Raw genomic sequence first — 14,579 nt, forward strand, 5'->3', positions numbered from 1 at the left:
CCCCGCGTGCGGGGGAGGGGTGGGGAGAGGGTGTTTCCGCACGCGAGAACCCCCAAGGGGAGAGAGCCATCTCCCGGCCTCTCCCGCAAGCGGGAGAGGTGAAGCAAGGAACCTACCGCTTGTTCTTGATCGGAACGTCCATGTCCTCGATCTTCAGCTCGCGCACCGGCTCGAGCACGGCCCAGGCGACGTTCGGATCGACCTTGACCTTGAAGTGATACATGCTCTGCAGCGCCTGATGGTCCTCTTTCCGGAACACCATCTTCCCCTTGGGCGTATCGAACTCCAGGCCTTCCATCGCGGTGATCAGCTTCTCGGAGTCGGTCGACTTCGCCTTGGTGACGGCGGCGACGACCGACATCGCGGCCGCAAAACCGCCCGCGGTGAAGAAGTCCGGCGGCGCGTTGAAGCGCTTCTGGTGCTCGGCGACCAGCCAGTCGTTCACCGGGTTCTTGGGGATCTCATAGAAGTAATAGGTCGCGCCTTCCATGCCGGGCAGGCCCTTGTAGGCTGCGAGCGCCGGCAGGATGTTGCCGCCGGTGGAGAGCTCGATGCCATAGCGCTTCGGATCCATGTCCTGGAGCTTGGCCAGCGGATTGCCGGCGCCGGCCCAGATCACCCAGATCACCTTGCGACCGGGCTTGTCCTTCAGCGCGTCGAATAGGCGTTGGCCGACCGCGGTGAAGTCGGTGGTCGAGGTCGGGGCATATTCTTCCGCCGCGAGCGTCGCACCGGTCTTGGCGAGCGCCTCCTTGAAGGCGGCGACGCCGTCGCGGCCGAAGGCGTAGTCCTGCGCCAGCGTCGCCACGGTGACGCCCTGCTTGCCGATCGCGACCGCGTTGGAGATCGCGTCCTGCGAGGAGTTGCGCGCGGTGCGGAAGATGTAGCGATTCCACTTCTCGCCGGTAATCTGGTCCGCGACCGCGGGCTCGACGATCAGGATCTTCTTGTTCTCCTCGGCGACGGGAAGAATGGCGAGCGCCGCGGCCGACGACGTCGTGCCGATCGCGATGTCGGCCTTGTCGTCCTGATAGGCTTCCGCGAGCGCGGCCTTGGCGAGGTCGGGCTTGCCCTGGTCGTCCTTGGTGATGATGACGATCTTGCGGCCGTCGAGCGTCATGCTGCCTTTGGTGGCGTATTCGAAGCCCATCTTCAGGCCGGTCTCGGTCTGCTTGGCGTAGGCTTCGAGCGGACCGGTCTTGCCGTAGATCAGCGCGATCTTGAGATCGTCGGCCAGCGCGGAGGTGCCCGCGCCGAGCGCGAGAATGGTTGTTGCTATGATGAGTGATCGACGCACGATGGTCCCTCCTGATTCAAAGTTTCTCGGCAACAGCGATTTGCACAACGTTACAGACATTGCAATTGAACCTTCCGCCTGAGCATCTCGGCCTCTCGAACATGCATCATTTTTGAGCTGGCCGCGCAGCGCCGGCGCCCTCGGCTTGGCGCCGATCCGACTGTGCTTCCTCCGCGCTCTCGAAGATGTGCGGCGCGACGCCGCGCTTCTCCAGGGCTTCGCCAAGCTTGATGCGCAGGAAGCCCGACGTGGTGTAGCGCGACACACCGGAATAGAAGCGGTCGACGAGGCTGCGGACCATGGCCGAATAATCGTCCATCAGCTCCGGCAGGATGGAAAAATTGTCATAATTGACGATGGCGTAGACCCGGCGTCCGAGCGGTGCCAGGCGGGCCTCGACAATGGCAGCGATGGTGTCGATCTCGGCCTTGCTGCGCAGCGGATAGCGTTCCAGGTTGACGAAGAACAGGTTTTGCTGCTCGTCCAGCGTGAAGCGCTGGTCAAGCGGGATCGTGAGCAGGCGCTCGCGCAGTTCCATCAGCCCGTCGCCGAAAATGCGCGAGTCCATCAGCGCCGGATCGCGCGGGATCAGCGGCTTGAAATCCATCAGGCGCAGGATGTCGCGCTCGATGTCGATGCCGGGCGCGATCTCGATGAGCTCGAGCCCGCCCGGCCGGAGCTCGAACACGCAACGCTCGGTGACGTACAGCGTGCGCTGCTTGCGCGCGGCGGCAAACGGGCCGCTGAAGGTGACGTGCTCGACGCTCTCCACGAACTTGCGCGACTTGGCCTCGTCGAGGATGGCGAGCCTGCCGTCCTTCACCGCAATGCGCTGCTTGCCCGCGCCGAAGGTGCCGACGAAGATCACTTCCTTGGCGTTCTGGCTGATGTTGATGAAGCCGCCGGCCCCGGCAAGCTTCGGTCCGAATTTGCTGACATTGAGGTTGCCCACGCGATCGACCTGGGCGAGGCCGAGGAAGGCGGCATCGAGGCCGCCGCCGTCGTAGAAATCGAACTGATAGGGCTGGTCGATCACCGCCTGCGTGTTGATCGCCGCGCCGAAATCGATGCCGCTCGCCGGAATGCCGCCGATCACGCCGGGTTCCGCCGTCAGCGTGATGAGATCGATGATGCGCTCTTCGTTGGCGACCGAAGCGATCCCCTCCGGCATGCCGATGCCGAGATTGACGACGCTGTTGGCCTTCAGCTCCAGCGCGGCACGCCGGGCGATGATCTTGCGCTCGCTGATCGGCATCACCGGCAGCGAGGCGGCGCGGACGCGGATCTCGCTCGAGAACGCCGGATTGTATTGCGTGCCGAACGTCTGCCAGTGATTCTCCGGCCTCGACACCACGACGCAGTCGACGAGGATGCCAGGAATCTTGACCTGGCGCGGATTGAGGCTGCCGGCCTCGGCGACGCGCTCGACCTGGGCGATGACGATGCCGCCGGAATTGTGCGCCGCCATGGCGATGGTGAGCGCCTCCAGCGTCAGCGCTTCCTTCTCCATGGTGAGATTGCCGTCGGGATCGCCGGTGGTGGCGCGGATGATCCCGACGTCGATGGGAAAGGTCTTGTAGAGCAGGCACTGCTCGCCGCGCAGCGTGATCAGCTCCACCAGGTCCTCGGTGGTGCGCGCATTCAGCTTGCCGCCGCCGTGCCGGGGATCGACGAAGGTGCCCATGCCGACGCGGGTGATGTGGCCGGGGCGGTGCGCGGCGATGTCGCGGAACAGATGCGTGATGACGCCTTGCGGCAGGTTGTAGGCCTCGATCTGGTTGGCGATCGCGAGCTGCTGCAATTTCGGCGCAAGACCCCAATGCCCGCCGATCACACGCCGCACCAGGCCTTCATGCGCGAAATGATTGAGGCCGCGCTGCTTGCCGTCGCCCTGCCCGGCGGCATAGACCAGCGTCAGGTTGCGCGGCTTGCCTTGCGTATAGGGCGCATCGCCCTCGTGGGACAGATAGAGCTCCTCCAGCGCGACCGCGATCTCCTCGGCAAAGCCGATGCCGACGAAGCCGCCGGTCGCCACCGTGTCGCCGTCGCGGATCAGCATGACGGCTTCATTCGCCGAGACGACCTTGCCCTTCTCGGAGTTGCGCAGATAAGGCAGAGCTGGATGATGGCTCACGGCGTTCCTCCCGCTCCCTGGACCGTAGGCCTTGTTTTGCTTGATCTTATCGCGAAGAGCTGCCCCGGAACAGGTTGCTCCTCGCGAAGGAAAGACGGCAAAGCGGATAGCAAGGTCCGCGCCAGATCCCGCAGTGCCGCGCAAAACGGCTGAAATCTGCGGCAATTGCCTGCAATTCACCCCCGAAGAGCGGCCGGATGCGGTGTCCGGAATCCGAGACTCCGGACACTCCCATGTCTCGAAACTCAGACGGGCGCCGATCCCGAGGCGAGGCCGAATTTGGCGAGCTTCTTGTAGAAGGTCGCACGCGAGATCCGCAGCATCCTGGCGGCTTCGGTGATCTGGCCGTTGCTGGCGGCGAGCGCCTGTTCGAGCGTCTGCTTCTCGAACTCGGCCTCGGCCTCGGCATAGGGCACCACCGATCCGGCCGGACGCTCGGGCGGTGCAAGCCTGACCTCGGTCTCGATCGGGAGAATGCGGGCGACATCCTCGCCGGTCAGCCGCCCGGAATCGCTGAGGATCAGCGCGCGCTCGAGGATATTGCGGAGCTCGCGGACATTGCCCGGCCAATCGTAACGGGCGAGCGCAGCGAGCGCGCTCGGCGTGATCTTCGCCTTGACGTAGTCGCCCGATGCGCTGATGTCGTCGAGCAGCCGGGCGCAAATGTCAGGGAGATCGTCCAGGCAGTGGCGCAGCGGCGGCAGGTCGACCGAAAGCACGTTGAGACGGTAGTAGAGGTCGGCGCGAAATGCGCCGTCGCTGACGCGCTTGCGCAGATCCACATTGGTCGCGGCGATGACGCGGACGTCGACCCTGGTGATCTTGTCCGAGCCGAGCGGCTCGATCTCGCGCTCCTGGAGCACGCGCAGGAGTTTTGCTTGGAGCTGCAGCGGCATCTCGCCGATCTCGTCGAGGAACAGCGTGCCGCCGTCGGCAATGCGGAATTTGCCCTCGCGTCCCCGTCGGTCGGCGCCGGTATAGGCGCCCGGCGCAGTGCCGAAGAACTCCGATTCGATCAGCGTCTCGGGGATGGCGGCGACGTTGACGCTGACGAACGGCCTCTCGGCGCGCGAGGAGGCGTTGTGGATCGCCTGCGCCAGCATCTCCTTTCCCGTCCCGGTCTCGCCGGTGAGCAGCACCGTGACGCTCTGCCGCGCGGCGCGGCTGGCGAGCTCCTTGGCGCGCGCGATGGCCGGCGTCGTGCCGACGAAATCGGCGAAGGTGAAACGCGCCGCGCGGGCGTTGGACAATTGCCGCCGCGCCAGCCGCAGATCGCTCTCGAGCTGGGCGACGCGGGCGAGCAGGGGCTTCAGGCTTTCGAGATGATCGTAGAGCACGAAGCCGATCGCGCCGATCACCGTCCCGTTCTCGTCCTCGATCGGCATGCGGGTGACGACGAGCTGCTCGCCGCCGAGCTCCATGATGTCGAGCAGGATCGGCTCGCCGGTCTCTGCCACCCTCCGCATCAAGCTGTTCGGGATGACCTCCTCGATCGACCGGCCGATCGCCTCGCTGGGGTGGTTGAGGCCGAGGGCTGCAAGATATTTCTCGTTGACGTAGACGACGCGTCCGCCGCGATCGATCGCAATCGCGCCCTCGCAGAGCTTCTCCAGCCGCTCGAACAGCGTCTCCATCGCGCGCGCACGGAGATAGGCGGGATCGCTGATCGAGGAGGAAGCGGCAGGCATGAAATACCTCGGGGAGGTCCGCCTGTGTATTACCAAAAGTGTAGCGATTTCAAAGGGGGAAATGGGGATTGAAGCCAGCTCCAGCAATTGCTGTCGTCCCGGGGCGCGAAGCGAGCCCGGGACCCATACCCCCAGGGAGCAATTTGGCGAAGACTCTGAGTGGGAGCGTCGCGCAGCAACTGCGCTCTGTGGTTATGGGTCCCGGGCTCGCGCTTTGCGCGCCCCGGGACGACAGCGGGATGTGTTGCGCTGCCCCTACCGCCGATACCCGCTCGCCCGGGAATAGCCCTGGCGGTTCTGTTGCGCCGGGCGGCTTGCCACGCTGACCCGCGCCTCGCTTGAGGAGGGCGTTGCGAGCTTCAGCTCCTCCAGGAAGATCGGCCGCGAGAAGTAATAACCCTGCGCGTAGCGGATCTTGGTGGCGGCCTGCAGATAGGCCAGCTCCTCGTAGGATTCGAGGCCTTCGGCGATCACCGTCATGCCGAGCGCCTCGCTCAAGGATTCGATCGCGCGCAGGATGCCCTGGCTGCGCGGACGCTTATGGATGTCGGTGATGAAGGAGCGGTCGATCTTGATCTCGTCGGCGGTGATGTCGGCGAGCGCCGAGAGCGAGGAATAGCCGGTGCCGAAATCGTCGATCGAGATGCCGACGCCGAGCTTGCGGAACATCGGCAGGATCTCAGCCTGGAAGTGATTCTTGGCGACGAAGGCGTCTTCCGTCACCTCGATCATGAACCGCTGCGGAAAGCCGGTCTCGTCCAGCGCTTGCGCAAAGCTGCGCATGAACTCGGGATTGCCGGCCTGCTTGGCGGCGACGTTGATGCTGATGGTCGCCTCCGGGCCGAACGTGTCGTTGATCAGGTCGATCGACTTGACGATCTCGGCGAGCACGAGATGGGTCAGCTCGTCGATCAGGCCGAGCTCGCCGGCAAGATTGATGAACGAGCCGGGCGCCTGGATCACGCCTTCGTCGTCGCGCAGGCGCACCAAGGCCTCGATGCCTTTCACAGCCTGCGTGCGGATGTCGACCTTGGACTGGAAGGCGCAGCAGAAGCGCTTTTCCAGGATCGCGAGCCGCAGCGACTGCTCGACCTTCATCCGCGCCTGCGCCTCGCGCTCCATGCTGGCATCGAAGAAAGCGGCCAGTCCCTTGCCGTTGTTCTTGATGCGGTACATCGCGATGTCCGCGTTCTGCCGCAGCGTCTCGAAGCTGCTGCCATGGTCGGGATAGAGGCTGATGCCGACCGAGGTCGAGGCGAACACTTCCGAATGGTCGATGAAGAACGGCGCGGTCAGGCGCTCCAGCGTCGATTGCATGAATTCGGCGACTTCCTCCTGTCCCTGGATCGGTGACAGCAGCAGCAGGAATTCGTCGCCGGAGATGCGCGAGAGCATGTCGGAATCGCGCAAGTCACGTCCGAGCCGCTTCGACAGTTCGACCAGCAGCGCGTCGCCCACGGCGTGGCCGTAATAGTCGTTGATGTGCTTGAAATTGTCGACGTCGAGAAAGGCCAGCGCAAAGCGTTCGTCGCCGCGGTCGCGCGCGAGCAGGGCATTGGCGCGGTGCTCGATCACGCGCCGCGAGGGCAGCCCGGTCAGCTCGTCGAAATAGGCCGAGCGGAACAGCTGGTCCTCGAAGTTCTTCTGCTCGGTGATGTCGGAGGATGCCGAGATCAGGAGCTCGCGTCCGTCGAGACGAACCGGACGATGAGTCGTGAGCAGCACCTTTCGCGCGGCGCCGGCGTGAAGCGCTTCCTCGGTCACGACCGGCTGGCCGGCGCTCAGGGCCTGCCGGCAGGCTTCGCGGCGCGGCGTCAGATCGGGTGAAGGACGGCTGCCATCCAGGCCGAGCTGCGCGGCGGCGGCATCGTTGACCAGCAGCAGTTCGCCATTCGCGTCCTGCACGGTGAGGCCGGCCGGCAGCATTCTAACGATTTCCTTGAGAAAACCGAGCTCGGCTTCAGTCGCGCCGGAATATCGATTGTCGTTCATAGAAGTCATGAATCTTGTTGTTTGAGCGCGCCTTTAGCAATGGGCGCGATCTTCCGCGGTTCCCTCTTAAGTTTGGTTAAGGGGTCGGGAGAAATACGGGGGTGTTTTGGAGAAAACTTGCGACGATCCGACGCGCGCCGACGATCGTCATTAACAGAGCGTCAACGCGCTCAGCAAAACAGCGCGAGGTACGCGCGTGGGTGCGATTTCGCCTGCGGCCATCCTTCGAGACGCCCGCCGTCGGCGGACCCTCAGGATGAGGAGCGGAGTGCGCTGCGCCAGTTTCAGCGAACACCGAGGCCGCTTAGCCTCATCCTGAGGAGACCGCGAAGCGGTCGTCTCGAAGGACGAGGCGCTTGCTCAGGTCGCGCAAATGCCGCACGCGATTGCGCCACCGCGCAAGCGGGGGGAAGGATTACACCTTTCATGTCGCGATGTTCTATTCGCTTCGTGGAATTCGACACTGCATGATGCAATGCAGACCGGTTTTCAGATACGAGATCTCGGTCCTGCCGTCGAACGCCGAGAGTGCCGATTTCAAGAGCTTGGTGCCGAAGCCGGGCTCCGACACCTTGTCCACGCTCGGTCCTTCGGTTTCGTCCCAGGTGACGGTCAGGCGGTCGTCGATGATGGTCCATGACACCTGCAACAGACCGCGCGGGGCGGAGAATGCGCCGTACTTGCCCGCATTGGTGGCTAGCTCGTGAAACATCAATGACAGCGTGACCGCGAGCTTCGGCGGCAGGAACAGCCGCTCGCCGTTGAGCGTGAAGCGGACATGGCCGTAAGGCCCGAGCTCGGAGATCAGGAGGTCACGGATGTCGCAGCCGGCCTTGTCGATCCGCGAGATCAAATCGTCGGTTGCGGCCAGCGAGCGCAGCCGCGGATCGACCCGGGCCCAGACCTGCGGCTGGTCGTGCAGCACCTGGTGCAGCACGGCATGCACCGTGGACAGCTTGTTCTTCAGCCGGTGCTGGAGCTCCTCGACCAGCAGCTTGCGATAATCTTCTTCCTCGATCAGGCGTTTGGAAATTCGGCGCTGCTCGGCCAGCATGGTGCGATAATGCTCGACACCCCAGATGGTCATCGCGCACACGGCCCAGTAAAGCGCCAGCAGGGCAAACCGCGCGCGATCGGCAAAAGCATCGCCGAAATTGAGGACGACGCCGAGCACGCCGCCGACGAGCGCCGTCACGATGCCGATCCGGAAGCCGCCCAGGGCCGCAGCAAAGAACACGGCTGGGAAGTAGGGCGTGAAATAGATGTCGGGACGAACCTGAGCGAGGCCCCAGCGGACCAGGGTTGCACCCAACAGGCAGACCACCGCAAAGCCGATGCTCAGACCGAGCGAAGGCGGCGCCGTACCCTGCCAGCCCTTGCGGAACTCGTCGATCAGCTTCTTCATGCGCTGCCCGGTTGCGATGGGCGTACGACGATCGAGCGGCCCGCGAGGATGTTACGCATGCCGCTCGTCCAAGCATAGCTTGCCTTGTCGGAAGCGGGCAGGGATAGTGACCGCTGCGGCGACGGCGGCCGGCATTCGCCATTTGGCATCAAATCGCTCGAAAACAGGAACATTCCATGGGCAGGCTGGACGGCAAGGTTGCGGTGATTACGGGAGCGACGAGCGGCATCGGATTGCGCACTGCGGAAGTCTTCGTTGCCGAAGGTGCCAAAATTGTGATCGCGGGTCGGCGCGTGCCGGAAGGCGAGGCGTTGGCGAAGCAACTCGGGGAGAGTTGCATCTTCCGTCAGACCGACGTCACCGTCGAAGCGCAGATGCAGGCGCTGATCGCGCTCGCGGTGGACAAGTTCGGCAGGATCGATTGCCTGTTCAACAATGCCGGCGGGCCGGCACAGACCGGCGGCATCGAGGGCCTCGAGGTCGAGCGGTTCGATGCGGCCATGGCGACGCTGGTGCGCAGCGTCATGCTCGGCATGAAGCACGCCGCGCCCTACATGAAGAAGCAGGGCGCGGGCAGCATCATCAACAATGGCAGCATTGCTGGCCGCCTCGCCGGCTTCTCGTCGTCGATGGTCTATAGTGCGGCCAAGGCGGCGGTGATCCACCTCACCAAATGCGTGGCGATGGAGCTCGGCGAATCCAACGTCCGCGTCAACGCGATCTCGCCCGGTGCGATCGCGACCGGCATCTTCGGCAAGGCGCTGGGGCTCTCGACCGATGCCGCCGAGAAGACGCCGGCAGTGATGCGCGAGGTCTACAAGACCGCGCAGCCGATCCCGCGGGCCGGCCTGCCCGACGACATCGCGCAGGCCGCAGTGTTCCTGGCCAGCGACGAATCCAGCTTCATCAACGGCCACGACCTCGTCGTCGACGGCGCCATGACCGGCGGCCGCAATTGGAGCCAGCAGCAGCAGGGCTATGTGGCCCTGCGCAAGGCGTTCGATCAGGGGGCGTAGAAGCCCCACCGACGGTGCCGTAGGGTGGGCAAAGGCGCGCTCTTGGCGCGCCGTGCCCACCATCGATGTTTGAATCCGGCGAGGCATGGTGGGCACGCTTCGCTTTGCCCACCCTACGAGACTAGGCTTCCGTCATTGCGAGGAGCCCTTGCGACGAAGCAATCCAGACTGTTTCCGGGGAGACAGTCTGGATTGCTTCGCTTCGCTCGCAATCACGGTGGTGACGCTAAACCGCCCTCACTCGCACCCGCAGCCCGTCTCGCGGCTTCGGGATCGGCCACATCTGCCAGTCCGGCTTGTAGCCTGGCGCGAGCGACACCTCGATGTTCTCCAGGAAATGCCGCGCGAAACATTTCGCCTGCATGTAGGCGAAGTGCAGGCCGAGGCACATATGCGCGCCGCCGCCGAACGGCACGAAGGCGAAGCGGTGGCGGCCGCGCTGCGCGTCCTCGGTGAAGCGCAGGGGATCGAAACGGTCCGGCTCCGGCCAGATCTCCTTCATGTGGTGCGTATAAAGCGGGTTGATGCCGACCGCCGTGCCGGCGGGGATCGCAAAACCCTTGAAGCTGAAATCGCGCATCGCGCGGCGCGGCATCGACGGCACCGGCGGCTTGATCCGCAGCGCTTCCTTGAATGCCATCTCGGTCAGCGGCATCTTTTCCAGATCGTCGAAGCTGGTCGGCGCGCCGGAGACGAGACCGAGCGCGAGCACCTCCGCGCGCAGCCGGTCCTGCCAGTCCGGATTGGCGGCGAGCTCGCCGATGAAGGAGGTCAGCGACGAGGTCAGCGTGTCGTGCGCGGCCATCATCAGGAAGCTCATATGGTCGATGATGTCCTGGTCCGACAGCAGCGCGCCGTCCTCATGGGTGGCGCGGCAGAGCTGCGAGAACAAATCGTCGCCGCCGTGATTGCCGCGTCGCAGCGGAATCTGCTCGCGGAAATAGGCGATGATGCGCTTGCGTCCCTTCACCCCTCGCGCCATCTGGGTGCCGGGCAGGGGACGGCGGATCGGGGTGACGGCGGCCGCCACCATGTCGATGAAGGCGCGGTTGATCTCGTCGACCTCGGGCCCGATATCGGCGCCGAGGAACGAGGCCGCGGCGAGATCGAGTGTGAGCTGCTTCATCGCCGGATAAAGCTGCATCTCGCCCGGCTTGGCCTTCCATTGCGCGACGCGCGCGGAAATGCCGCGGTCGAGATCTCCGAGATAGGACTTCATCGGCCCGGATTTGAAGGCGACCGAGAGCGCTTTGCGATGCAGGCGATGCTCCTCGAAATCCAGCAGCATCAATCCGCGCGGAAACAACAGCCCCAGCACCTTGTCCCAGCCATGAGTCGAGGAGAACAGCTTCTGCTGGTCGAACAGCACGAGCTCGTTGGCCTCGGGCCCGAGCAGCACGACATTGGTCTCGCCGAAAAAATGCGTGCGGTAGACCAGGCCGTACTTGGCGCCGTTCGCTTCGATGTGGCCCTTGGGATCGGCGAGCACCTGAAAGGTCTTGCCGATGATCGGCCAGCCTTCGTCGCCGGGAATGTGGGTCAGCTCGTTGCGCCGCGGCGGAGTGAACGGAAGCGCAGGGGCGGCCAAATTCTGCATCGACATGACGATCGCTCCGATTGGCTGGCTCGGCGAGCATAGCACGGTCTGGCCGCGATGAGCTGCGGTCGTCTTGCGCACAAAATCGTCACACCCACCGCCGTCGTCCCCGCGAAGGCGGGGACCCATAACCCCAGGGAGAAGTTGTGGTGCGAGGCTGGTAGCTGCGAGTCTTCGAAAATCCGCATCCTGTGGTTATGGGTCCCGGGCTCGCGCTGCGCGCGCCCCGGGACGACGAGCGGGGCGCCCTACCGCTTCGCCGCTTCCTTCTGCAGATCCGGCGCGTTGACGGCGGGAATGGCGACGCGGCCGGGGCCGGTGACCTTCAGCGCCTCGGCGGCCTTCTCGTTCTCCATGATCTTGGCCATCACGGCCTGGCCCGCACGCTCGAAGATCGCGCGGTTCTCGATCACGAATTTTTGCGACCTCCGCAGCCCGTCGATGTAGCCGTTGATCTCGGGCACGACGTAGCGCGCCACCATGTCCCAGCTTCGGCGTGTGTTTTCCGGATTGGCCCAGTCGTGCACGAAGCCGATGATGGCGCCGACGCCGCCGGAGACCTGCATCACGTTCTTGATGGTTTTGACGAGATCGTCGGGCGTGCCGATGGTGGACGCCGCGCCCTCGACGAAGGCGGTCTTGTCGACGGCCTCGTCGGGCGAGGAGAACGCGGTGAGGCCCGGCCGCTGCAGCGTGCCGACATTATATTCGTTGTGCCAGCGCATCAGGCCCGCGCCGGCCTCGCGTCGGGCTTGTTCACGCGTCTCCGCGATGTGCCAGGTCAAGAGCACGCGCCAGTCGGCGCGATCGACCTTGGTGCCGTGCTTCTTGGCGGCATCCTCGGCGAACTGCCATTGCTGCTGCAGCGACATCAGGCCCTGCGTCGTCATCGAGCCCAGCGAGATGATGCCGATGCCGTATTTGCCGGCCAGCGTCATGCCGGAGGGCGAGATCTGCGAGGCCACCACGAACGGCATCTCCTCCTGCAAGGGCAGGATCTGCAGCGCGGCGTCGTTCATGGTGAACCAGTCGCTCCTGGCGGTGACGCGCTCGCCGTTGAAGAGGCGGCGGATCACGCCGATCGCCTCGTCCTGGCGATCGCGCTGCGTCATCGGATCGATGCCGAGCGTGTGCGCATCGGAGGCGAGCGCGCCCGGTCCGGAGCCGAAAATGGCGCGGCCGCCGGTCATGTGATCGAGCTGCACCATGCGCTGGGCGACGTTGAAGGGATGGTGATAGGGCAGCGACACCACGCCGGTGCCGAGCTTGATCCGCTTGGTGCGCTCGCCGGCCGCGGCCAGGAACATCTCGGGCGAGGCGATCATCTCCCAGCCCGAGGAATGATGCTCGCCGCACCAGAACTCGTCATAGCCGAGCGCATCCAGCTGCTCGACGAGGTCGAGATCGCGCCGGAACTGCAGCATCGGATGCTCCCCGATCGGGTGATGCGGGGCAAGAAAGGCTCCGAACTTCAGGCGCGCCATGTGTTCTCTCCGGCTGAATTTTCTGTTTGTTGGTCGTGTCAGGCTACGTGCCTGACGGCACGAACGCAATCACGCGATGTCCCGCGTGGTGGAATGCAGGCATGCGCCGAAGCGAGGAGGGGAGCCTCAGCGGGGGCTGATGTAATTCAGTGTCTCGATGGTGCCACGCCGTCATTGCGAGCGCAGCGAAGCAATCCAGAGTATCTCCGCGGCAAGACTCTGGATTGCTCGCTGCGCTCGCAATGACGTGTCGAGAGGGCGTCGCTCAAGCGATATCGGACTCGCGGAGAGGCGAAGCGATCTGCGATCGAATGAAGAGGCGCACGCGCTGGCGCCCAGGATGATCGTCTTCAGCTATGGCGCGACGATCAGATCGGAAATGCGGCCGGAATGGCCGCAATCAGCACGCGTAGCCTTTCTCGTCTCGCTCGCGCTGTTTGTGACATTAACCGTGACCCCGCGCCGCATTTCCGGCGCGGATGCGCCGCGCCTCTGCAAGAAGTCGAGGCATTGCTGTTAATACCTGCGGAATCCTGCGGTCTTCCCGCGAATTTCACCGAGATCGACAGCGCACGGTCTTTTTATTTTGCAACGCAGCAACTATCTGGTTGGGCTGGACGTTGAACGTCGCCCACCAGGACATTGCCGTGTCGTTAGCCAGAAATATCGATCTCTTGAGACGTCTGCCCAGGCTGGACGGACTGCGCTTCGCCGAGCCCGGCCGCGGTGCAGGTGGATTCAGCCCGCTGCAGGAGGTCACTGGCTTCGGCGACAATCCCGGCGCCTTGCGCATGTTCGCGTTCGTGCCGGCGCAATTGCAGCGGCCGCGCGCGCTCGTCGTCGTGCTGCATGGCTGCGGGCAGACGGCGGCCGGTTACGATCTCGGCGCGGGCTGGTCGACGCTCGCGCAGCATTACGGCTTTGCGCTGCTGATGCCCGAGCAGCAGCGCATCAACAACGCCAACATCTGCTTCAACTGGTTCAATCCGGAGGACACCGCGCGGGACAGCGGCGAGCCGCGTTCGATCCGCGCGATGATCGCGCACATGGTGAAGGCGCATCGCATCGATCCCAGGCGCGTCTTCATCACCGGCCTGTCGGCCGGCGGCGGCATGACCTCGGTGATGCTCGCGACCTATCCGGAAGTCTTTACCGCGGGCGCGATCATTGCCGGGCTGCCTTACGGCATCGCCTCCAATCTGCGCGAGGCGCTCGACGGCATGTTTCATTCTCCGGCGCGTCCTGGGCGCGAGCTCGGCGATCTCGTGCGCAGCGCCTCCGATCATCGCGGGCCATGGCCGAGGGTTTCGGTGTGGCACGGCAGCGCCGACCGCACCGTCAATCCCGGCAATGCCAACGAGATCGTCAAGCAGTGGCTGGACCTGCACGGTCTGCCCGAAGTGCCGATGGCGGAGACCAATGTCGACGGCTATCCGCGCCAGGCCTGGTGGGACAAGGACGGCGAGACGCTGGTCGAGTCCTTTGCCATCACCGACATGGCGCACGGCACGCCGCTTGGGCTGGCCGACAACGATCAGCGCTACGGCATCGAAGGCGCCTTCCTGATCGAGGCCGGCATCTCATCGTCCTATCACATCGCTAAGTTCTTCGGCCTCACCGGCTGGATTCCGGACGCCGCCACGAAGAAGGCGGAGGCCAAGCCTGCCATGAAGTCCGCTACGAAACCTGCCGCGAAACCGGCGCTCTCGCCTGCGCCGCATCTCGCCCGCTCGATCCGCACCGCGGTTGCCGCAGAGCCGGCCGAGCCGCGACGCGAAATGGCGCGCGGCTTCGATCTCGGCCAGATCATCACCCGCGCGCTGACGGCCGCGGGATTGATGAAGTAGTTGGTCGACACACATTCAGCCGTCGTCCCGGACAAGCGCGCCTCAAGCGCGCGCAGATCCGGGACCCATAGCCACAGGACAAAGTTGGGCACGAAGAGGTAACTCCGAGTCCCGTAACC

The 14,579-nt window shown here is 64.6% G+C and carries 10 protein-coding genes; 3 read left to right on the plus strand and 7 right to left on the minus strand.

Features of this window, described 5'->3' with window-relative positions; translation table 11 throughout:
* Nucleotides 1–112: 112 nt before the first annotated feature.
* The 5 genes from DCG74_RS05940 to DCG74_RS05960 all read right to left on the minus strand — a co-directional run bounded on the left by DCG74_RS05940 (nucleotide 113) and on the right by DCG74_RS05960 (nucleotide 8,516).
* Nucleotides 113–1,297, minus strand: coding sequence for a substrate-binding domain-containing protein (locus DCG74_RS05940; protein WP_172787932.1), 1,185 nt, complete (start codon nucleotides 1,295–1,297; stop codon nucleotides 113–115).
* Nucleotides 1,298–1,403: 106 nt separating this feature from the next.
* A complete protein-coding gene (locus DCG74_RS05945) occupies nucleotides 1,404–3,431 on the minus strand; it encodes an acyl CoA:acetate/3-ketoacid CoA transferase (RefSeq protein ID WP_172787931.1) in 2,028 nt (675 codons plus the stop codon).
* A 245-nt stretch (nucleotides 3,432–3,676) separates the two neighbouring features.
* On the minus strand, nucleotides 3,677–5,119 hold the full coding sequence (locus DCG74_RS05950; protein WP_172787930.1) for a sigma-54-dependent Fis family transcriptional regulator: 1,443 nt from the start codon (nucleotides 5,117–5,119) through the stop codon (nucleotides 3,677–3,679).
* Between the two features lie 255 nt (nucleotides 5,120–5,374).
* The gene (locus DCG74_RS05955; protein ID WP_172787929.1) at nucleotides 5,375–7,111 is read right to left on the minus strand and encodes a bifunctional diguanylate cyclase/phosphodiesterase; all 1,737 of its coding nucleotides are present in this window, start codon (nucleotides 7,109–7,111) and stop codon (nucleotides 5,375–5,377) included.
* A gap of 439 nt (nucleotides 7,112–7,550) precedes the next feature.
* Complete coding sequence (locus DCG74_RS05960) at nucleotides 7,551–8,516, minus strand: sensor histidine kinase (protein ID WP_172787928.1); 966 nt, start codon at nucleotides 8,514–8,516, stop codon at nucleotides 7,551–7,553.
* Nucleotides 8,517–8,692: 176 nt separating this feature from the next.
* Here DCG74_RS05960 and DCG74_RS05965 point away from each other — a divergent pair, with 176 nt between their 5' ends.
* Nucleotides 8,693–9,532, plus strand: a complete 840-nt coding sequence (locus DCG74_RS05965; RefSeq protein ID WP_172787927.1) for an SDR family NAD(P)-dependent oxidoreductase — start codon at nucleotides 8,693–8,695, stop codon at nucleotides 9,530–9,532.
* Nucleotides 9,533–9,758: 226 nt separating this feature from the next.
* On the opposite strand, the gene DCG74_RS05970 is transcribed toward DCG74_RS05965, so the two are convergent.
* Both DCG74_RS05970 and DCG74_RS05975 read right to left on the minus strand, forming a co-directional pair.
* Nucleotides 9,759–11,135 (minus strand): cytochrome P450, encoded by a 1,377-nt coding sequence (locus tag DCG74_RS05970; RefSeq protein WP_172787926.1) that lies wholly within the window; start codon nucleotides 11,133–11,135, stop codon nucleotides 9,759–9,761.
* Nucleotides 11,136–11,377: 242 nt separating this feature from the next.
* Entirely contained in the window at nucleotides 11,378–12,613 is a 1,236-nt protein-coding gene (locus DCG74_RS05975) for an LLM class flavin-dependent oxidoreductase (protein WP_172787925.1), read from the minus strand.
* A 340-nt stretch (nucleotides 12,614–12,953) separates the two neighbouring features.
* Here DCG74_RS05975 and DCG74_RS05980 point away from each other — a divergent pair, with 340 nt between their 5' ends.
* Together DCG74_RS05980 and DCG74_RS05985 are read left to right on the plus strand one after the other, a co-directional pair.
* Nucleotides 12,954–13,133 carry a hypothetical protein gene (locus DCG74_RS05980; RefSeq protein ID WP_172787924.1) on the plus strand — a complete coding sequence of 60 codons (180 nt, stop codon included), beginning with the start codon at nucleotides 12,954–12,956 and terminating at the stop codon, nucleotides 13,131–13,133.
* Between the two features lie 127 nt (nucleotides 13,134–13,260).
* Complete coding sequence (locus DCG74_RS05985; RefSeq protein WP_172787923.1) at nucleotides 13,261–14,460, plus strand: PHB depolymerase family esterase; 1,200 nt, start codon at nucleotides 13,261–13,263, stop codon at nucleotides 14,458–14,460.
* Nucleotides 14,461–14,579 lie beyond the last annotated feature (119 nt).

The organism is Bradyrhizobium sp. WBAH42 (genome assembly GCF_024585265.1).
GTDB lineage: Bacteria > Pseudomonadota > Alphaproteobacteria > Rhizobiales > Xanthobacteraceae > Bradyrhizobium.

Excerpts from the sequence above, each read along its gene's own strand:
- DCG74_RS05970 (WP_172787926.1), bottom strand. The coding sequence starts at position 11,135 with ATGTCGATGCAGAATTTGGCCGCCCCTGCGCTTCCGTTCACTCCGCCG.
- DCG74_RS05965 (WP_172787927.1), top strand. The coding sequence starts at position 8,693 with ATGGGCAGGCTGGACGGCAAGGTTGCGGTGATTACGGGAGCGACGAGC.
- DCG74_RS05950 (WP_172787930.1), bottom strand. The coding sequence starts at position 5,119 with ATGCCTGCCGCTTCCTCCTCGATCAGCGATCCCGCCTATCTCCGTGCG.
- DCG74_RS05975 (WP_172787925.1), bottom strand. The coding sequence starts at position 12,613 with ATGGCGCGCCTGAAGTTCGGAGCCTTTCTTGCCCCGCATCACCCGATC.
- DCG74_RS05960 (WP_172787928.1), bottom strand. The coding sequence starts at position 8,516 with ATGAAGAAGCTGATCGACGAGTTCCGCAAGGGCTGGCAGGGTACGGCG.
- DCG74_RS05955 (WP_172787929.1), bottom strand. The coding sequence starts at position 7,111 with ATGAACGACAATCGATATTCCGGCGCGACTGAAGCCGAGCTCGGTTTT.
- DCG74_RS05980 (WP_172787924.1), top strand. The coding sequence starts at position 12,954 with ATGATCGTCTTCAGCTATGGCGCGACGATCAGATCGGAAATGCGGCCG.